Below are 19,235 nucleotides of genomic sequence, written 5' to 3' on the forward strand. Positions count from 1 at the left end.
TGAGATTGGTAGCTGCAAGCCAGATCGGAGAGACAAGGGAGGGCGCTGTTGCGCCTCCGGGCAGCGATGAGCGGGTCTCGGTCTGTCATATCGCCAGCGGGGACCGCTGGGCGGGTGCCGAGGTGCAGATCGCTACTGCGCTCCGGTTTTTGTCCCAAAGGCAGGACGTCTCCATCAGCGCAGTCCTGTTCCATGACGGCCGCCTGGCCCGCGAGTTGCGCGATTGCGGCGTGCCGGTGCAGGTCATCGACGAAGCAACGCACGGGTTCTTCTCGATCGTCAGCGACGGATCTGTACTGGTCAGGAAAACGAACCCGGTCATCCTGCACTCGCACGGTTACAAGGCGAACACGGTGTCGTTCGCGATCGCGATGCGGTGCGGCATCCCGCACCTGGTGCGGTCGCAGCATGGGCTTGCCGAGCCGTTCACCGGCATCAAGCGATGGAAGAACCGGGTGTTGCAGGCGGTGGATGGAATGATCGGCCGCTATCGGACCGATCGCGTCATCAGCGTAAGCGACGAAATGCGCGTGCACCTGGCGCGTACGGTTTCTGCGAAAAAGGTCGTGATCATCCGCAACGGCCTCGATTGCACCCGGGTGCAGTCGAGTTTGAGCCCGGGAGAGGCCAAACTCCGGCTCGGTTTGCCTGCGGATGCAGTAGTGATCGGCTCCGCTGGACGGCTGGAGCCGGTGAAGAGGCTGGAGCGCCTCGTGAGAGCCGCCACGCTGATCGTGCGCGACCTCCCTTCGGCCCACGTCGTCATCGCCGGCGATGGCAACGAGGAGAACCGCCTGCGCGAGCTCGCCCAAGCTTCAGACGTGCGCGACCGGATCCACTTTCTCGGTCACCGAGACGACATTTTCGACGTTTTGCGGGCCATCGACGTGTTCGTCATCTGTTCTGATCACGAAGGACTGCCGATGGTGCTCCTGGAGGCCATGTGGTTGGGACTGCCCGTGGTTGCGAGCGCCGTCGGAGGCATGGCCGATGTGATCGAGAACGGCGTTTCCGGCGTGCTGCTGCCGGTCGCCGGTCCGGAAGAAATTTCCCGAATGTGTGTCCGCATCGCGCACGATCCTGCTCTCCGGATGAGCATGACGGAAAAGGCACGACGGCGCGTACGGGAAGACTACTCGGCCGAGCAGAACGCCGCCGGCCTGGCAGAACTGTATCGTTCACTCAGCGAGCCGAGCTCCGCGGGCCGGGCAAAGAGTGCGAGGGGACAAAGCTGATGCGAGTCGGGTTTGTCATCGACATGGATTACCCGCACGTCGGAGAAGTACGTCCGCGGAAGCTCGCACAGTCGCTGCACAAGGCCGGACATGAATCCGTGTTCCTGTGCAGGAACTCGCGGCAGAAGCTCGCGAAGGAACAGCTCGAGTACGGAACGGTCCGCCGCTTCGATTGGTTCTTGAATTCCGGGTTCTACGGCCTGCTGAGCGCGCCCGCGCCGCTTAGCCCGATCTGGGCCCTGTGGATCCGCCAGATGGCCCGCGAGGAGCGTCTTCACGTTCTGGTCACGAGTAACATCAGGCTCGCGATCCCCGCCATCGCCGCCGCCAGATCTCTCGGCATCCCGGTCGTCGTCGACCTGCAGGAGAACAATGCCGAGGTCGTTCGCCTGCGGCCGAAGACGAAACTGGTCCACTACCTGAGCCGAAACGGTCATCTGGTCGGCTTGCTGGAAAGCTTGTGCGTTTCCTGGGCGGACCACACCTGGGTAGTGGTCGAGGAGCGCATCGGGGCGCTGCCCGTCGGGTTGCGCTCGCCGGAAAAGGTGAGCGTCGTCTGCCACACGCCCGATGAGAGCGAGATCAATGTCGGGGTGAAGTCGTATAACGTCCGGAAAACGGATTTTAGCCTGGCCTACGTCGGTCTCTTCGCTCCGGGGCACGGCTCGGTCGAGCTGCTCATGCGCTCGCTGCCCATCATGTTGCGGCAGGACCCAAACGTGCGCATCGCCGTGGCCGGCGGACGGCAGCTGGAACCGCTGGCAACGGAACTCGGTATCCTCGACCACGTGGATTTTGCCGGCCTTATCCCTGCGGACGAGGTTTGCTTGTGGTTGAGGGAGAAGGAGGTCGGCGTGATCGCGTACGATCCGAGCAAGTTCACCGACACGACGGTATCGAACAAGCTCTTCTACTACATGGCGGTCGGCATCCCGGTGCTCGCCACGGACATGGCTCCGACGCGGCGGATCGTCGAGGAGGTCGGCTGCGGGCGCATCATCCCCAGAAACGCGACTCCCGAGGACGTCGCCAGGATCGTCCTCGACCTGAAAAACTCTCCCGAAGAGTGTGCCGCAATGGGGCAGCGGGGCCGACAGGCGATCCTCGACAAATACAACTGGGAGCGCGATTTTCGGCACGCTCTCGACACCCTTTCTGCACTGGTCGGCGGCCCCGCCGCGGCAACTGCGACCGCTGCGACCCCGGCTGGGACTCGATCGAGATGAAACTAGCACGCAAGCGCGCTCTGGTCGTGATGGGCACACGGCCCGAATGCATCAAGCTCGCGCCCGTCATCAACGAACTCCGGCAGCACAAGCGGGAATTCGACCTCTTCGTCTGCGCAACCGCGCAGCATCGCGAGCTGCTCGACCAGGTGGTGCAGATCTACAAAGTGCCGGTGCACTACGACCTCAATATCATGTCGCGCAACCAGACGCTGGAGTCGCTGACCTCGCGGCTACTGACGCGCGTCTCCAGGGTCCTCAAGGAAGTGCGGCCCGACATCGTACTGGTCCAGGGCGACACCACGACCGCGTTCACGGCGAGCCTGGCGGCGTTCTACCAGCGCATCCCGGTCGCGCACGTCGAGGCCGGGTTGCGCACCAACGACCCATTCGCGCCATTCCCCGAGGAGATCAATCGCCGCCTCACCACGCACGTCACCCGGTTCCACTTCGCACCCACCGAGTGGGCCCGCCGCAACCTGCTGGCGGAGGGCATAGCCGACGATCGCATTTTCGTGACCGGCAACACCGTGGTCGACGCCTTCCTCAACGCGCACCGACTGGTGCAGCGCCGGCCGCCCCGGATCCCGGAACTGGACGGGTTCCTCAAGTCCGCGCGGAAGGTGGTCCTGGTGACGGCGCACCGGCGGGAGAATTTCGGCGCTCCGCTCGAACAGATCTGCCAGGCACTCAAGCAGCTGGCGACCACGCGGGACGACATCGAGATCGTGTATCCGGTCCACCCTAACCCGAACGTCCATGGGCCGGTATGGAAGCGCTTGGGTTCGGTGCCCCGGATCCGCCTGTTGCGTCCGCTCGAATACCTGCCGTTTGTCTGGCTTATGGGCCACTCCTTCCTCGCGCTGACCGATTCCGGCGGGATCCAGGAGGAGATGCCTTCGCTGAAGCGGCCCGTCCTGGTCATGCGCGAGAAAACCGAGCGTCCTGAAGGGGTGGAGGCCGGCGTCTGTCAACTCGTGGGGACGGATGCGGCAACGATCTGCGCCGCGGTCACTCGATTGTTGGATGACGCGCGGGCGTACGCCGACTTCGGTCGCAATCCCAGCCCGTTCGGTGACGGCAAAGCGGCACCCCGCATTGTCCGGGAGATCGCTAGCGGCCTCCAAGCAGGTGACAGGTGAGCGCCGTGGTCGTGTTCTGGATCGCCGCGGCCGTGGTCGCGTACAGCACCGCTGGATACCCCTCCCTTCTGTGGCTTCTCAGCCGGATCGTCCAGCGGCCCCACCGGCGGGACCAGATCTGGCCGATGGTCTCCGTCATTATCCCGGTGCATCAACAGGCGCAGATCCTGGAGAGGAAGCTCCAGAACACGCTCGCGCTCGAGTATCCACCCGAGAAACGGCAGATCATCGTGGTCAGCGACGGTGAAGACCGAGAGACGATGGAATACTTCGAATCGAGCCCACACCAAGGGGTGGAGTTCATCTCGATGAGCGAACGCCGCGGAAAACATTACGCCCAGCGCGCGGCGTACGAGCAGGCGACGGGCGAGATCCTGGTGTTCACCGACGCGGCGATCCAGCTCGACTCCAAGGCACTCGTGAACATGGTCTGCAATTTCGCGGATCCCGCGGTGGGATGCGTGAGCAGCGAGGACCGCGTGCTCGCATCGCCCGAGACGAAGGTGGCGGAAGGCTCCTACGTCGATTTCGAGATGTGGCTGCGCCGCATGGAAGGAAACATCTGGTCTCTCGTGAGCGCAAGCGGCTCCTTCTTCGCCGCGCGCCGAGAAGCGTGCGAGGTGTGGCACGGAGAGCTTTCCAGCGACTTCTTCGTTGCACTCCACGTGGCCCAGGCCGGGAAGCGCTCGGTCGTGGACCCGAACTGCCTTGCTTGGTACGGCGTGAGCCTCGACCAAAGCGCCGAATTTCAACGAAAAGTGCGCACCATCGTACACGGCCTCGACGTACTATTCAGCCATCTGCACCTGCTGAGCCCGCTGACGTACGGCCTGTTCGCTTGGCAGCTTTTCAGTCACAAGCTATGCCGCTGGATCGTTCCCTTCGCACTGATCAGCCTGCTCAGTGCGAATGTCGCGCTCAGAAATCAGCCTTTCTATCGAGTGATCCTCTACCTGCAGCTCGCCTTCTATGCGGCCGCAATACTTGCCTTCGTGTATGAAGGAATAGCGCGGTTCAAGCCATTGAAGATCGCGCGATTCTTCCTGTTGGGCAATGTCGCAGCGCTCGTTGCCTGGGTCCGCTTCTTTTCGGGCGATAAGTACGTCACCTGGACGCCGACCCGACGACCGTGAGCCTTGTGGTCCTGTGAGACAGCGGGCTACTGCTTCGATCCGGGGGCCGCTTCCGCCGCGGTGCGCGGTGTGCCACCGCCGCCGGCCAACTCCGCGGTCCGGCCGCCGATGATGTACGCGTCGCCGTCGGCCAGGGCCTCGAGCAGTTCTTTGCGGCGCTCCGGCGTCAGGGAACGGATGTCGTACGTCCCGTAGTCGAAGGTCGGACGCGTTGCCATCCGCTGGCGGTGCTTTTCGAGGTACTGCTCCAGCGAGCAGATGACCTGCGCCGGGTTGCCCGCACATACGGTATCGGGTGGGAGAGACTTAGAGACAACCGAGTGAGCGCCCACGATGGTGCGCGGGCCGATCTCAACCCCAGCCAGAATGACCGCGCCCGTGCCGATATGGCACGAGTCATGGATCACGACCTTGCCGATGCGCGCGGCGTCAAGAAACTCGTCCATCTGCGCGTCGTGCGCCAGTATCGTGCACCCCTCCCCGAAGCCGCAGTTGTCCCCGATACTGATCAGGTAGCAGTGGCTGACGTCAATGAAGGTGGAAGCAGGCAGCAGAACCGATCTGCCGATATGCATGCCGCGGGCGCGCAGGTACTCCCAACGGCGTTCCACCCGCGCCTGCTCGATGCGGCGCTTGATGGGCGAAAACGTCTTCAAGATCCAGCGCAACACTAGGCTGCGCCTCCGCGAACGATCTCCTTCATTCGCTCCATGCCCGAGACGTATTGGACGAGGTCGACAAACTGTTCCGGCAGGCAGAAGCGGGGCACCCTGAAAGGCGCTCCTGCAGAGCCATGGAAGGCGGTGACTCGCGCGTAGCCCGCCAAGCCCAACACCGCACCTTTCAACCCCGCGCGCTGGAGGATGGCAACCTCGCGGTCTCCGAAATCGCCCCACTGCCCGTTCGGGTAGCAGAAGACGGGCACCGGACGCCGGACTTCCGCCTGGATCCGCTCCCAGCTGCGGCAGATCTCGAAGTCCGATTGGTCGTCGGGAGTGTTGGAGAGGATGGGATGGGTGACGGTGTGCGGTCCGAAGGTCATCCCCCGCCCTTCACCCTTGCGGGCCTGGTCCCAGGTCAGCGGGGCGTACATCGCGGGCGGCTTCTCCGGCAGCGCGACCTCGGCTGCTGCGGCCAGGCGCGCGATAGCGGCGTGCTTTTCCGCGTCGGGAACCTTCTTGCAGCGTCCGATGAAATCGGCCCGGGCTGCATCGCACTCCCGCGCGTCCTGGATCGAGTACCTGAGTTCCTCATCGGCCAGTATGAATCGGAGTTCCTTGCGCGTGCTGTTGCGAAACACGTGATCGATCTTGTCCCACCAAAACCAGAGCTGGCCGTCAACGAAACCGCTGGTCGCGAAAACGGTCACGGGACAGTCGTATTCGGCGAACACTTCGCCGCCGATCGCCGCCTGATCGTAGTAGCCGTCGTCGATGGTGAAAGCGATCGCGCCGCGCAGCGGCTTTCCTTCGGCCAACCGCGAGAAGACATCGCCGAGCGGCAGGATATCGTATTTCTTCCTTCGCAGGTAGGCGAGGAACTGGCGCACGCGCGCCGGATCGTCGCCCTTGACGCCGCGGTCGGGATCGGTGAACCGGTGCAGCATCAGGATGACGCCGCAGTCGCGCAGCAGCGGACGGAAGCTCGACGATGCTCCGGGCAACGCAAGCACGCTGCGGACGACTTTTTTCAGCAACCCCATCTCGTTATCGGGAAGCCTTGCCTCCCGCCGCGGCCGTCACGGCAGCTTCCTGCCGGTACCACTCCACCGTGCGGCGCAGGCCTTCCTCGAAATCGACCAGCACGCGGTAGCCCAGATGCTTCTCAGCGAGCGATATATCGGCCAGCGAATGTTTGATGTCGCCTTCCCGGGCCGCTGCGTAGGCGGCCTGTCCGGTGTATCCGGTCAGCTTCTTCAGAATGCCGAACGTCTCATTGAGGCTGGCGCGCTTGCCAACGGCGATGTTAAACGTGCATCCCGCGACCGCCGAGGCCGGAGCCGTGCAGGCCAGCAGATTGGCGGAGACGGCGTTGTCGATGTAGGTGAAGTCGCGGCTCTGTTCCCCGTCTCCGTAGATGGTCGGCTGCCTGCCCTCGAGCATCGCGGGGATGAACTTCGCGAGAACGCCGGAGTATTGCGATGACGGATCCTGCCGGGGACCGAAGATGTTGAAGTAGCGCAACGACACCGTTTCCAGCCCATACACGCGGAAGAACGAAGCCATGTAGTGTTCGGCGGCGAGCTTGGCGACGGCGTACGGGGAGATGGGATTGGGCAGCATGTCCTCGCGCTTGGGGAGTGTGGGCGTGTCCCCATAGGCCGACGACGACGCCGCGTAGACGACCCTCTTCACTCCCGCCTCGCGCGCAGCCACGAGCACGTTCAGGCTTCCGTCGACGTTCGCCTGGTTGCTGGCCACGGGATCCTCGACCGAGCGAGGGACCGACGCCAGCGCACCCTGGTGGAAAACGTAATCGACCCCACGGCAGGCATCCCGCATGGCACCCAGGTCCACGAGGTCGGCGCGGCGGAAGTCGATCCGGTCACGGATGGAAGCGATGTTCTCGAGTCTCCCGGTCGAAAGGTTATCCACACCCCGCACCCGCTCACCCTTCGCCACCAGCGCATGGGCCAGCGAAGAGCCGATGAAACCGGCGATTCCCGTGATCAGATAAAAAGCCATCGCTCAACCTTACCATGGCCCTCCACGGGCCGGAATCAGCAACTCTGGCTACCGAGTGCGCGGCTTGCCCACGCGCTGTGCGGTGGCGATCATCTGCCGCACCGTGTCCATGTCCTTTGCCTGCACCTTGCCGGCGGGGATCCGCATGTGAGTCACGTCCTCGAGCTTGGCCAGGATATCGACCAGGGCAAGAGAGTCGATCAGCCCGGAGGAGACCAGCGCAGTCTCTTCGCCGATGGTCACGCCGGGGCGGCGGATGATCTCTTTCAGGATGTAATCCACGATCTGCTGCGCTTGTTCGGTCATAGGCCGGGTCCCGCGGCATTCGACTGCAATTCCGGGTGCTCTGCAATGAGTTTTTCGCGCGTGGTGGAGCGCGCCGGCTTCCCGGCCGTGCTCTTCACCACCCACTTCGGCGGCTTGAGGTAGATGCGGCGCGCGACCACGGCCAGCTCGCCGGTGATCGCCGTCTTCAGCTCGCGCTCGATGCGCGCGGCTTCGGCGAGATCTTCTTCCCGGTTCACTTCCGCCGCCACCACGATGTCCTCGGTGCCCAGCTCCGGGTTGTAGGCGCCGAACGCAACCACGCGCCCGTCGTGGATGGCAGGATGGCTGGATACGATCTCTTCCACATCCTGTGGGTAAATGTTCTCGCCGGCCACGATGATCAGGTCCTTCTTGCGGCCGACCACGTAGACTTCGCCCTCGAGCGCGAATCCAAGGTCGCCCGACCAGTACCAGCCGTCCTGCAGCGCCTTCTCGGTGAGGTCGGGACGGTTGTAGTAGCCAGTGAGCAAGGAGTCGCTGCGGATGAGGATCTCTCCGATCCCTCCCTCCGGCAGCGGCTTGCCGCTGTCGGAGACCGCGCGGACGGCGCAGCCCGGGATGCACTTGCCCGATGACACGAAGCACATCGCTCCCTGGGTGCTGTCCGCGACCTGGACGGCCCGGCGCTCTTTGCGGACCGCGTCGGCGTCCACCCAGATCCGTTTCGGACCGGCGTCCGCGCCGATGCCCGATTGCGTGACCGCGAACACGGTCTCCGCCATCGCGTACGAGGCCTGCAGGACGTGCGGCTGAAGCTTGCAGCCGGCATAGGCGGCTCGGAATTCGTCCATGCTCGACCCGCGTACCGGCTCCGAGCAGTTGATCAACATGCGCAGCGAGGAAAGATCGAAATCCTGGCGGTCCGCCGGACGGACGCGCCGCGCGAGGAACTGCAAGGTGAAGTTGGGCGTCCAGGCCAGCGTGCATTTGTACTTTGTGATGATCTCCAGCATGGACCCAGGCTGCATGACCCAGTCGGTCGGCGACTGCATCACGATGGGCAGGTGGCAGACCATGGGCAGCATGAAGCAGGCGATCAGGCCCATGTCGTGGTACAGCGGCAGCCAGCTGTAGATGCAGTCATTGGAGGTCAGTCGCAGCGCCGGCGAGAGGTGGTTCAAGTGCAGGAGCACCGCCGCGTGCGACAGAGCCACGCCTTTCTGCAGTCCGGTGGTGCCGGCGGAGTGCTGGATGAAGGCGACGCTGTCCGGAGCGGCATCGAGCGGCTTGAAGCCTGCGGGCGGCGCGGGCATCTGCGCCTTCAGGTGCACCACCTGGGCGTCGTCCTTGAGGGCCACGTGTTCGAGGAGTTCGTCTGGGAATTCGTCGTCGAGAACGACTAGCCTCGCCTTCAGGTTGCCGGTGACACCGGCCAGGCCGAAGCGGTACTTGGCGGGATCGACCTTGAAGTTGGGATAAGCCAGGATCGCGGGGATCGCACCCAGGCACAGGGCACCGGCAAAGGCGGTCATGAGCGGGATGCCCTGCGGCATCACCAGGATGACGCGATCGCCCTGGCGTAGCCCGCGCTGCTGCAAGTATGCCGCCTGGCCAAGCGCCAGGCGCACGAACTCGCCGAAGGTGACGGTCTGCACGTCGTCCTCGCTCTTCCACATGGTCACGAACGGCTGGTCGGGCGGGGCGGCCAGCAGAGCTTCCGGCAACGTGCGATACGTTATCGGATACCGCGGGCGGGGAGCTTCGGTCATCGCGTCACCACGTCCTCATGACTTCTGTTCACCCCGGCGCTGGCCGCATTCACATAGAGCGCCACCCCGGAGTGGTGGAGCGCCGGTCCGAGGCCTTCCGCCAGACGCTCCGCCATGAGCGCCGCACCCGCGTCGGTAAAGTGCTCGAAGTCGGCGAAATACTTGCGGTCCGGGGGGATCTCGCGTGCGATGTCGATCACCGCGACATCCTGGGCCGCGGCGGCATCGCGCATGGCCTGGTTCATGCGCCGTTCCATGTCGAGGAATCCCTCTTCCTTGAGCTTGGGATGGAACTTGCGCCAAGAGATGAGAAGATCCCGATCCGGGGTTCGGTCATCGCCGAAGGCGGTCGCGTGCGTGACGACCACTGGCTCGACGCCGTGCGCGCGCAGGGTCGAGAGCAGTTCCGAGAGATCATCGCCGAACCGCTTCACGTCCCCATCGGGCAGGCGCTCGATCGCCGCTCGTGCCCCGAGCGAATGCTCGATCTGCCACTGGCGCAACCAGGTCTGGACTGCGTCCGGCAGGACAGCCTTGGCGACGTTTCGCACGCGCTCCCCCAGCCGCCATTCGAAGCTGGGCGGCGGCAGGACCTTGACCACGCGTTGCGACTGCTTTGGCGGCATGTCGATGTAGAAGCTGGGCGTCGTGTAGATCAGCGCGACCCGGGGCTGGATGCGCTCGACGATCTCGGGTACCCGCAGCGTCGCCGTGGGCAGCGTGAGACCCGGGTACGCGACATTCACGACCTGGAATGCGGGCCGGCCGGCGCGGGCATTGAGTTCGCGCTCTAACTGCCGCGGAAATTCGTGGTCTTCCGATTCGTAAAGCCCAAAGGTCTCCGACGCCCCGAAGCACACGATGTGAACGCGGTCCTTCTCGACCCGCGGACCGCGGTAACCGAACTCGTTGAGCTGCCACTTGCGGTAGCGCGCGTTGGGTTTACCCCGTTTGCCGAGCCGGTCGTTCTCGTACAGATTCTCGTCGCTATATACCCCGGACACCGGCGCGCCAAAAGTGACATGATCGTCGAGACGCGCACACAGCTCGAGCACGAGCACGAAGATCACCGCGCCGAGCGCTACCCGGAGTAGTTTGGCCGCTTTCATCATCAGAACTGGGAATAAATGAACGCTTGCGGCTGTGCCGCCCGGAAAACGACCAGGTACAGGGCCACGGCGTAGCAGGCATAGCGCACTTCCAGCGGCAGCCACGAGAGCACAGCCTGCTCCTTGTCCCTGCGTGCCGAGAGCGCCGCACAGACGAAGTAGCCCGCGACAAGCGCTGCGGTCAGCAGGTAGAGCTCTGCCGGCAACACCGGGGAACGGTAGCTGCCCGGGGTGAATACAGTAGCAAACATCCGCGCTGCCTGTGTGACGCCCTGCGCCCGGAACCAGGTCCATCCCAGGCACATGGCGGCGAACGTGACCAGCCACGAAACTGCCGTCTGGGCCGCTCCTTCCCAGCGGAAATCAAATTGCCGCTGGAGCTGCTGCCACAGGCGGTGCAGGACCAGCAGGACACCGTGGTACGCGCCCCAGATGACGAACAAGGGCGCACCCTTGTGCCACACGCCAAAGACGATCATCGAAAACAGCAGCGCGCCATTCCGCCACCAGGTCTCGCGACGCATCGCCGCCACCGGAAGAAAGAGATAATCGCGGATCCAGAAAGAAAGCGACATGTGCCAGCGGGTCCAGAACACCGAAGGCGAGGCCGACAGATACGGGCGATCGAAGTTCTCCTGGACGCGAACACCGAGCAGCCGCGCTGCGCCGATCGCGATGTGCGAGTATCCGGCGAAATCAAAAAAGAGTTGGAAGCCATACCCGATGGCGAGCAGCCAGACGTCGGGCGCGGCCAGCGGGGCAGTCGAGTCGAAGGCCGCGTTGATGCCGTGGTTCGGGGTCAATCCTGAGCCCAGCAGCTGCGCCAGCGCCATCATCAGAGCGCCCAGCCAGATGCGCTGCGCGGCGGAGTGAATGTCGTCGCGGGAGAGATCGGCGCGCTCGCGAAGCTGCGGCAGGATTTCCGGCAGGCGGCAGATCGGCCCCGAAAGCACCGTCGGCGCGAAACTCATGTACAGCAGAAATTCGGGCAGCGTGGGATCCAGTTCTTCCTCGCGGTAGAGGTCGAAGAGGTAGCTCAGGGCCTGAAACGTCCAGAACGACATTCCGACCGGCAGGACGATCCGGGCCAGCTCCGACTCCGCCGAGATCTGCTGGGCAATCGCGGGAAGGTACTTGAAGACGCCCAGGAGCGCTACGTTGAACGCGATCCCGAGCCAGAGCCGCCCGGACGTCGGGCTGCGCCGCAAGGCCTTGCCCAGAGCGAAATTCACCACCGCGCTGCCCACCAGCACGGCCAGAAACCAGGGCCCCCAGCTGGCATAAAAGGCAAGACTCACCGCCAGCAGCAGGATCCGGCGTGAACGCACCCCCAGATGCCTGGCCAGCAGCGACGTGAGCAGCAGTCCAGCTACATACACCACCAGCCTGGCCGTCATGGGTTCACTCGATCCTTTTGGTGGGAGGTAAGGATGTCTGCTGAAAAGTGTAACGTCACCCGCGAAAGCCCGCAAGACAAGCTGTCGGCCTGCATCTGACCGAAGTCACCGCGGGAAGTAACCAAGGTGCGCGCGCTCATCTCAGTGGGAAAACAAGGTCAACAAGGTGACCTCGGGGGGAACGTTGAAGCGCATCGGCACCACAATGGTCCCGATGCCTCGGTTCGTGTAGAGGTGCAGGTTCCCGACCCGGTACAGGCCCCGCGGGTACCTGCGCGAAAGCGGAGGATAATACAGCGCACCCACGAAAGGCGCCCGGATCTGTCCCCCGTGGGAATGCCCGGAGAGCTGAAGGTCGACCGGGTACGCCTTGGCGTGGTCGGCGAAATCAGGCTCGTGGGCCAGCAGGATCGTGAACTCATTCCGCGGGATGCCGGCGAGCGTGTGGTCGAGGTCGGCGTGGGCGTACAGGACGTCATCCACGCCAGCCACCCAGAGCCGCGCGCCATCGCGTTCGATCGCCGCCGCGTTGTTCCTCACGATCTGTATTCGGTGCGCCCGGATGATCTGGGTCAGGGCCCAGGGATCGACACTGACGTCGTGATTGCCGAAGCAGGCGAAGATGCCGAGGGGAGCCCGGATCCCGGAGAGCAGCCGCGAGCAGTGGTCGGCATTCTGGAACTGCTTGACGGGACGGCCCCACAGCGCCGCCGTGATGAAATCGCCCGTGATCACCGCCAGATCCGGCTCGAGGGCGTTGCATCGCTCGACCGCGTTGCGGATCTCGCGTTCGCCGGTGTAGGGGCCGAAGTGGAGGTCGCTGAGCTGCGCGACCTTCAGGCCGTGGAACGCCTCCGGGAGGCGCGGCGTGAGGAGCGGCACGCGCTCCACCGTGATCTCGTACGGTTCGGCGAGCGCCGCATATCCGCCCAGGCCGACGACGGCCGCCGCGCCGACACCGGCGGCGGCGCGAAGGAATTGCCGGCGGGTTGGCCGAGAGCTGTGCACCGAGTCTCTACAGTGAAGGCCGCGCTCTACACCAGCGGACGCGTAGGCGGCCAATGTCAGTTTCCCGCACGACCTGCAGGTACCTCCGCAGGCGGTCGGGAGCGAACGTGGGCGAGGCCACGTTGTCGACAATGATCACACGATCGTACGCGGCGAACAGGTTCAGGGCTTCTCCGTCCCCCGATTCCAGCCTGCGGAGAACGGGGACCAGCGTCTCCCGCATGGAAGCAAGCGCCGCCCGACGTTCGGGGCCGGCGAGCAACAGCCGCTCCCTGACCTGTGCGAAGAGCCACTGCGCCGGCTTGGCGTCTTCGTCGGGCCGGGCGAGTATCGTGTCGACGGAAGCGCTGTCTCGCCCGCTGAAGTAGAGGTAAACGGCCTGCCGGTATCGCTGGAACTCCGCCTTGTTCGCAGGGGAAAGAGCCAATTCTGCATTCGAGCAATAGACCAAGCGGCCCTCGCTGATCAAAGGCAACCAGCAGCTCACGTCGTCCACCGAATCTGCCGCGGAGAGGACGATATCCCGCGGCCCCAGTTGCAGAGAAGAGAACAGTTTCGCGGTGGCTGCACTGGCCCGATTGAAGCTGACGTACTTGCGGTACCCGCCGGCGGCCGCCAGCGCGCCATGCACCATGATCAGCAGCAACACTGGGGTCAGGACCCAGGCTGCCCGTAGCCTGCGCTCCCGTGCGACCCGGACCGCTGCGCCGGCCAGATAGATCACAAGCAGCCCCAGCACGGTGTGAACGAAGTAGAGATCGTGGTCGGTGACTTGCAGCATGGGACTGACGAACAGATCCGCGAAATAAAGGAGCAGGTTAGCTACACCGAGCGAGACCAGGACCCCCTTGCTTTCCCTGCGCTCATCGTCTGGGACGATCGCACAGCCGATGGTGGCTGCAGCCAGCATGGCCAGCATCTTGGCGTGGCCTCGGAGGATGTAGGGAAGACGGGCGAGCGAGATGGACAGGATCGGCTCACGCACGGCCACCGCAGCGGCCGCATGAGAGGCGCCGCTCAGCAGCAGGTAGGCGCCGTCCAGTACCCCACATGCCAGCGCGAAGCCCAGGATCTCCCTCCATGAGAGATCGAGGCGGCGCGCGATCCATGCCAGGGCCACGACGCAGGCGGTGGTGCCGGCCATCAGCAGGGTCGTGTATGGAAAACACGTGAATGCCGCCCACTGGATCAGCGCCATCAGCGCCCACGCGTAGCGCTTGTGAGCGCGTAATGCCTCGATCTGGAGCCCAACGTATAGGAGCAGGAACGGAATGGCCACCTGAGGGAAGAAGGTGCGGGTGTACGGGAGTCGCACCAGCCGGAAGCCGTCCAGAGACACGTGCATCCAGGCGGAAGCGCTCGCGGGCAGGAGAGTCACGTCGAAGAGCAGCAGAAAAGCCACGCCGACGGCGAGGAGCAACGACGAGCGAGGCAGAATCTTGTCGAGCACGTAGAGCGTCCCGCAGGCGATAAGCACCGCCCAGCCTGCGGACCACAGCACCAGCGTAAGCGGCCAGTTCCCTCCCAGCAGATTCCGCACGATATTGAATGCTATGAACCCCGAACGGAACTTCCAATAGGCCAGCGCACTGAGGGGGACCTCCACGCCGTACCAGGGATTCACCAGGGAGTCAGCGGTGGAAGCGTGCAGCCGGCTGATGTTCAGGTAGAAGTAAAGGTCGGGGCCGAACAGAGGGGGGATCTTCGACGACTCCCCGCGCGCCGCTGTCACCACGTACGGCGCGGCGTAGAGCAGCGCAACGACCACCACGGTAGCCGGCAGCACCAACTTCCGGATCGACTGGATGAAACTGTCTTTGGCGCCCAGGCGACTGGGTGTCCGCGCCATCTCCACCCTAGGCATGGCTGGTCTGCCCGGATGCTGCGGGACGTTCCACTGTCTCCTCGATCAGGTAACGCGGCCGGCGGCGCGACTCGTCCAGCGCGCGCCAGAGGTACTCGCCAAGAATCCCCAGCATAAGCATCTGGACGCCGCCGATCAGCAGGACCATGACCATCAACGACGACCAGCCTTGCGGCGGATGTCCAGTGAGCGCATTGGCGACGACGAACATGGCATAGGCGAATCCGACGACAGCGATGAGAAAACCGAAATAGGACATGAGGCGGATCGGCAGATACGTGAACGAGGTGATGGAATCGACCGCCAGCTTGAGCTTCTTCTCCAGGGTCCAGCCGGAGCTGCCGTGCAGCCGGGCTTTCTTGGTGTAAAACACCGTTCCCTGGCGGAAGCCCATCCAAGTGATCAGGGCCAGAATGCTCACGTTGCTCTCGTTAAAAGCGCGGAAACCGTCGAGCACGCGCCGATCCATGAGGAAGAAATCAGCTCCCATCGCCGGCATCTCTTTCATGCCGACGATGTGACGCATGATGGCGTAATAAGCGCGCGAAAAGCCCACCGTGCTGGCGGTCTCGCCCTCCCGTCGTTCACGAGCGGCCCATACTACCTGCACGCCTTCGTGCCACTTGGCGATCAGGTCGGGGATGACTTCGGGGGGGTCCTGAAGATCAGCGGCCAGGATGACCGCACAATCGCCACGCGCCTGGTGAAGACCGCAAGTGATGGCCGTGTGCGACCCAAAATTGCGGGCGAAACGGATACCTCGAACGCGTGGGTCCCGCTGTGCGATCTCGCGCACGACGGCAAACGTCTCGTCGGCCGAATGGTCGTCCACCACCACCCACTCCCAGCGGAACCCCTGGCCGTCGAGCGAACGGCACAGCTCTTCGTAGAGCGCGGGGAGGTTGCGCGACTCGTTGTATGCCGGCGTGACCACGGTCAGAAGGAAGTCGGCGGGCGGTGTCTGGCGCGCAGCATCAACGGGAGGCACGGGAAACTCGTTCCTCCTTCATGGATGTGGCCAGGGCCCGCAACAGGGCCTTCACGACGCGCTCCGGATCACCCTCCGACATCTGCGGGTACAGCGGCAGAATGAGGCACTGGTCCTGCGCTTCCTCACTTTTCCGCAGCGGACCGCCGGCCCGCCATGGCTCGTGCGCGTACGCGGGTTCTCGGTGAGCGCACATGACGCCCCGTCGGGTGGAAATGCCGGCCTTCTGCATGGCATCCATGACGGTCGCCTGGTCGGCGCCCTGCGGCAGACGCACACAATAGCTCTGCCAGTTGGAGCGCGCATTCGAGGGCTCCGCAGGGGGAGTCACCTCAGTCCCGCGGAGCAGCTCACGGTAGCGATCGGCCAGCGCCCGCCGGCGGGCGATCATTTCCGGCAAACGCCGCAATTGCTCGCGCCCGATGGCTGCCTGGATATCGGTCATGCGGTAGTTATAGCCGAGCACCGGGTAGTGTTCCGCAGGCTGCTGCGACATCCCGTGCGAGCGCCAAAGACGGAACTGGCGGTCCCAGTCGCCGTTGGCGGTCACAATCATGCCGCCGTCGCCCGTCGTGACCAGCTTGCGGGGATGGAAGGAGAAGCAGGCGACATCGCCATGCGGGCGGCCGATCTTCTGCCATTCGCCCTCCCAGAGTATCTCGCTCCCGATGGCGCAGGCGGCATCCTCGACGACAGCGATGCGGTGTTTGCGCGCAATGTGAAGAACCGCAGCCAGTTCGCACGGCATGCCCATCTGGTGCACGCAAAGGATGGCGCGTGTGCGCGGCGTGATCGCAGCTTCGATCAGCTTGGGATCCAGGTTAAACGTATCTGGGTCGATATCCGCAAAGACAGGCACAGCGCCGCAATACCGGATCGAATTCGCGGTAGCGATGTAGGAGTGGCTGACGGTGATGACCTCGTCATCGGGCCGCACTCCGACCGCGAGGAGGGCCAGGTGCAGGGCGGTGGTGCCGCTGGAGACGGCGCATGCGTGGGGGGCGCCGACACGGGCCGCGAACTCGCGCTCGAATTGCGCAACCTGTGGTCCCTGCATCACCCAGCCGCTGCGGACCACGTTGGCCGCTGCTTCGGCTTCGTTGCCCGCCAGCACAGGCTTGGCGACCGCTATGACCGGCTCGCCGGCTGGGACCTCGTCCGGTTGTCCGATGCCGATGTAGTGGAGACTGGAGGCGCGGACCGACTCCGCCGGCCACAGGCGGCGCCCGTCGCAGACAACCCGCAGGCCTTGCGTGGCGAGCTGCTTGAAATCGAGGTTCGCATATTGCGGATGCGCGGTGTTGAGAATTATGACTTCCGGCGAGGGAGATTGTTCGAGGCTGCCGGGAATGAAGCCGTGGTCGCGGATCTCGGCCTCGCTGTACATGGGATCGTGCACACGAACGTCGGCCCCGCGCTTCCGCAGCTCCGGCGCCAGGAGGAACGCAGGGGAGAGAATGTGCTCCTTCACGGACGGCCGAAAGCCGAGGCCGAGAATCAGCACCCGGCGGCCAGCCAGTGGACCCAGAATGCGCTCGATCCGGTTTATGGCATGCGTAGCTTGACCGTCGTTGATGCGCCGGCTCCGGTCGGCCAGGATGAACGGGATCCCGCGGCGCTCGCCGTCCCGGATCAGGAAGTACGGGTAGATCGGAGTGCAGTGGCCACCCACCCCAATGCCGGGGAGATGGATCGCAGCTTCGCCGTCGGTGTTGGCGGCCTCGATCACCGGACCCAGGTCGATGCCCAGGGCCTCGGAGTAGCGCGCCAATTCGTTGGCGAGCGCGATGTTCACATCGCGGTAGAGCATGCCCGCAAGCTTGACCAGTTCGGCGGCTTCGAGCGATCCGACATTCATCACCTTGGCGCCAAGATAGTGGCCATAGAAATCCGCGGCGCGCTCCGCCGCCTGCGGAGTGATGCCCCCCACCACTTTGGGTGTACTGGCCAGATGCCGCAGGACGAACTGGCTCTTGACCCGCTCCGGTGAATAAGCCAGGTCGAAATCGCGCCCGGCTTTCAGCCCGCTGCTCTCGAGGATAGGAAGAAAGCGGTGCCGCGTGGTACCGACGGGCACCGTGGTCTCATACGAGACCATCAACCCGCGATGCATATTGGCCGCGATCTGTTGCGACACGGAGCACAGTGCGCCCAGGTCGGCATCGTTGTCCGCCGTGAGCAGCGCCGGAACGATCACAACAACGACCTCGCTCGCAGCCACCGAGCCACCGATGTCAGTGGTGGCGCGAAGCCGGCCATTCGCAATCGCAGCGGAGAGCAGCTCGGGGACGCCCGGTTCGTCGATCGAGCAGCGGCCGGCATTGATCGCATCGACGACGTCCTGCCGGATATCGCAAGCGCTCACCGTCGCCCCGCGGGTTGCGAACTGGCAGGCCAGGGGAAGCCCCATTTTCCCCGCCCCGATCACGGCGACCTTCATTTCGCGACTCCCTTTGCCTTGCAATACCAGTTGAGGGTCTGCTGCAGGCCTTGCTCCAGGTCCACCTTAGGCTCGAAGCCGAGCAGCTGCCGCGCGCGTTCGATGACGGGCACGCGAGCACGCACTTCGGCGCGTCCCATGGACTGGAACTCGATGCGAGTGCCGGGGACGAGCCGAGCGATGCGGCGCGCCAGGCCGAGCGTTGTCTCGATCTCGCTCGGGTTGCCGACATTGAAGACGCCTGCCGCCGACTCCGGTTTGACGAGGATGCGCTCCACCGCCTCGACCATGTCGCTGACGTAGCACCATGCCCGGATCGGACTGCCATCCCCATACACCGTCAATGGACGGCCTTCGATGGCAGCACGGCAGAAATTGCTGATTGCGCCCTCGCCGGTCTGCCGCGGGCCGTAAATATTGAACGGCCGCACCACGGTCCCGATGAATCCATACGTCTCACCGTAACGGAGCGTCAGATGCTCAGTCGCAAGCTTGCTGGTGGCGTACACCCAGCGCCGCTCCGACGATGGCCCGATGCCGCATGGCATCTCCTCCGTCACCCACATCGCATTCGAGCCGAAGATCTCGCTCGTGGAAAAGTCGATGAAGTGCTTGATCCCATGCCGGCGCGATTCTTCCAATACATTGATCGTGCCAAGGATGTTGACTTGGAGTGTCTTGAGTGGCTCCTGGTAGTAGCTGGAGACGCCGGCGATCGCGGCAAGATGGACGACCGTATCTACGCCACGCTCGAACGCGCGCGTGATGGAAGCGGGATCCAGCGTGTCTCCGGCAAGGAAGGTGACGCGAGGATGGTCCTTGAGCTGCGGCGCGAGCGACAGCGAGTCGCGCCGGCCATTATCGAAAAGGATGACGTCAGCGCTGCCGGAAAGGCGCTCGGCGAGATGAGTGCCGATAAAGCCCGCGCCGCCAGTGATCAAAATACGTGCCAAGACCCGACTCCCGGAAACTC

16 protein-coding genes and 1 pseudogene are annotated in these 19,235 nt (G+C 64.3%); 4 read left to right on the plus strand and 13 right to left on the minus strand.

Translation table 11 applies throughout. The features are described from left to right. Positions 1-5 precede the first annotated feature (5 nt). From LAN37_07540 to LAN37_07555, 4 genes are read left to right on the plus strand one after another with little or no spacing between them, the layout of a single operon-like run. Positions 6-1,235: a glycosyltransferase family 4 protein gene (locus LAN37_07540; GenBank protein ID MBZ5647061.1), complete on the plus strand. Its 1,230-nt coding sequence runs from the start codon at positions 6-8 to the stop codon at positions 1,233-1,235. Beyond that, positions 1,235-2,461: a glycosyltransferase gene (locus tag LAN37_07545; protein ID MBZ5647062.1), complete on the plus strand. Its 1,227-nt coding sequence runs from the start codon at positions 1,235-1,237 to the stop codon at positions 2,459-2,461. The genes LAN37_07540 and LAN37_07545 overlap by 1 nt, the downstream gene beginning before the upstream one ends. Then, entirely contained in the window at positions 2,458-3,603 is a 1,146-nt protein-coding gene (gene wecB, locus LAN37_07550) for a UDP-N-acetylglucosamine 2-epimerase (non-hydrolyzing) (protein ID MBZ5647063.1), read from the plus strand. Before LAN37_07545 ends, wecB begins: the two co-directional genes overlap by 4 nt. Further along, positions 3,600-4,736 carry a glycosyltransferase gene (locus LAN37_07555; protein MBZ5647064.1) on the plus strand — a complete coding sequence of 379 codons (1,137 nt, stop codon included), beginning with the start codon at positions 3,600-3,602 and terminating at the stop codon, positions 4,734-4,736. Before wecB ends, LAN37_07555 begins: the two co-directional genes overlap by 4 nt. 26 nt (positions 4,737-4,762) lie before the next feature. On the opposite strand, the gene LAN37_07560 is transcribed toward LAN37_07555, so the two are convergent. The 13 genes and pseudogenes from LAN37_07560 to LAN37_07620 all read right to left on the minus strand — a co-directional run bounded on the left by LAN37_07560 (position 4,763) and on the right by LAN37_07620 (position 19,215). Continuing rightward, positions 4,763-5,311: an acyltransferase gene (locus LAN37_07560; protein MBZ5647065.1), complete on the minus strand. Its 549-nt coding sequence runs from the start codon at positions 5,309-5,311 to the stop codon at positions 4,763-4,765. A 95-nt stretch (positions 5,312-5,406) separates the two neighbouring features. Continuing rightward, positions 5,407-6,432: a polysaccharide deacetylase family protein gene (locus LAN37_07565; protein MBZ5647066.1), complete on the minus strand. Its 1,026-nt coding sequence runs from the start codon at positions 6,430-6,432 to the stop codon at positions 5,407-5,409. A gap of 10 nt (positions 6,433-6,442) precedes the next feature. Beyond that, positions 6,443-7,420, minus strand: a complete 978-nt coding sequence (locus LAN37_07570; protein MBZ5647067.1) for an SDR family oxidoreductase — start codon at positions 7,418-7,420, stop codon at positions 6,443-6,445. 48 nt (positions 7,421-7,468) lie between these two features. Next, positions 7,469-7,726: a hypothetical protein gene (locus tag LAN37_07575; GenBank protein MBZ5647068.1), complete on the minus strand. Its 258-nt coding sequence runs from the start codon at positions 7,724-7,726 to the stop codon at positions 7,469-7,471. Further along, a complete protein-coding gene (locus LAN37_07580) occupies positions 7,723-9,456 on the minus strand; it encodes an AMP-binding protein (GenBank protein MBZ5647069.1) in 1,734 nt (577 codons plus the stop codon). Before LAN37_07580 ends, LAN37_07575 begins: the two co-directional genes overlap by 4 nt. Next, on the minus strand, positions 9,453-10,568 hold the full coding sequence (locus LAN37_07585; GenBank protein MBZ5647070.1) for a hypothetical protein: 1,116 nt from the start codon (positions 10,566-10,568) through the stop codon (positions 9,453-9,455). The genes LAN37_07580 and LAN37_07585 overlap by 4 nt, the downstream gene beginning before the upstream one ends. After that, positions 10,568-11,962, minus strand: a complete 1,395-nt coding sequence (locus tag LAN37_07590) for a hypothetical protein (protein ID MBZ5647071.1) — start codon at positions 11,960-11,962, stop codon at positions 10,568-10,570. The genes LAN37_07585 and LAN37_07590 overlap by 1 nt, the downstream gene beginning before the upstream one ends. A 141-nt stretch (positions 11,963-12,103) precedes the next feature. Continuing rightward, on the minus strand, positions 12,104-12,970 hold the full coding sequence (locus tag LAN37_07595) for a metallophosphoesterase (GenBank protein MBZ5647072.1): 867 nt from the start codon (positions 12,968-12,970) through the stop codon (positions 12,104-12,106). A 7-nt stretch (positions 12,971-12,977) separates the two neighbouring features. Then, entirely contained in the window at positions 12,978-14,834 is a 1,857-nt protein-coding gene (locus tag LAN37_07600) for a hypothetical protein (GenBank protein ID MBZ5647073.1), read from the minus strand. Further along, positions 14,827-15,822: a glycosyltransferase family 2 protein gene (locus LAN37_07605; protein MBZ5647074.1), complete on the minus strand. Its 996-nt coding sequence runs from the start codon at positions 15,820-15,822 to the stop codon at positions 14,827-14,829. The genes LAN37_07600 and LAN37_07605 overlap by 8 nt, the downstream gene beginning before the upstream one ends. After that, positions 15,809-16,993: a DegT/DnrJ/EryC1/StrS family aminotransferase gene (locus LAN37_07610; GenBank protein ID MBZ5647075.1), complete on the minus strand. Its 1,185-nt coding sequence runs from the start codon at positions 16,991-16,993 to the stop codon at positions 15,809-15,811. The genes LAN37_07605 and LAN37_07610 overlap by 14 nt, the downstream gene beginning before the upstream one ends. After that, a pseudogene (locus LAN37_07615) lies at positions 16,982-18,262 on the minus strand (nucleotide sugar dehydrogenase). Before LAN37_07615 ends, LAN37_07610 begins: the two are co-directional and overlap by 12 nt. Then, positions 18,259-19,215: an NAD-dependent epimerase/dehydratase family protein gene (locus LAN37_07620; protein ID MBZ5647076.1), complete on the minus strand. Its 957-nt coding sequence runs from the start codon at positions 19,213-19,215 to the stop codon at positions 18,259-18,261. The pseudogene LAN37_07615 and the gene LAN37_07620 overlap by 4 nt, the downstream one beginning before the upstream one ends. Positions 19,216-19,235 lie beyond the last annotated feature (20 nt).

The organism is Terriglobia bacterium, assembly GCA_020073495.1.
In the GTDB taxonomy this organism is placed as follows: Bacteria; Acidobacteriota; Terriglobia; order Terriglobales; family Acidobacteriaceae; genus JAIQFD01.

What these genes read in the sequence shown, in the direction of transcription:
- LAN37_07575 (MBZ5647068.1), bottom strand. Translation starts at nt 7,726, where the DNA reads ATGACCGAACAAGCGCAGCAGATCGTGGATTACATCCTGAAAGAGATC.
- LAN37_07560 (MBZ5647065.1), bottom strand. Translation starts at nt 5,311, where the DNA reads ATGCATATCGGCAGATCGGTTCTGCTGCCTGCTTCCACCTTCATTGAC.
- LAN37_07600 (MBZ5647073.1), bottom strand. Translation starts at nt 14,834, where the DNA reads ATGCCTAGGGTGGAGATGGCGCGGACACCCAGTCGCCTGGGCGCCAAA.
- LAN37_07580 (MBZ5647069.1), bottom strand. Translation starts at nt 9,456, where the DNA reads ATGACCGAAGCTCCCCGCCCGCGGTATCCGATAACGTATCGCACGTTG.
- LAN37_07585 (MBZ5647070.1), bottom strand. Translation starts at nt 10,568, where the DNA reads ATGATGAAAGCGGCCAAACTACTCCGGGTAGCGCTCGGCGCGGTGATC.
- wecB (MBZ5647063.1), top strand. Translation starts at nt 2,458, where the DNA reads ATGAAACTAGCACGCAAGCGCGCTCTGGTCGTGATGGGCACACGGCCC.
- LAN37_07545 (MBZ5647062.1), top strand. Translation starts at nt 1,235, where the DNA reads ATGCGAGTCGGGTTTGTCATCGACATGGATTACCCGCACGTCGGAGAA.
- LAN37_07590 (MBZ5647071.1), bottom strand. Translation starts at nt 11,962, where the DNA reads ATGACGGCCAGGCTGGTGGTGTATGTAGCTGGACTGCTGCTCACGTCG.
- LAN37_07570 (MBZ5647067.1), bottom strand. Translation starts at nt 7,420, where the DNA reads ATGGCTTTTTATCTGATCACGGGAATCGCCGGTTTCATCGGCTCTTCG.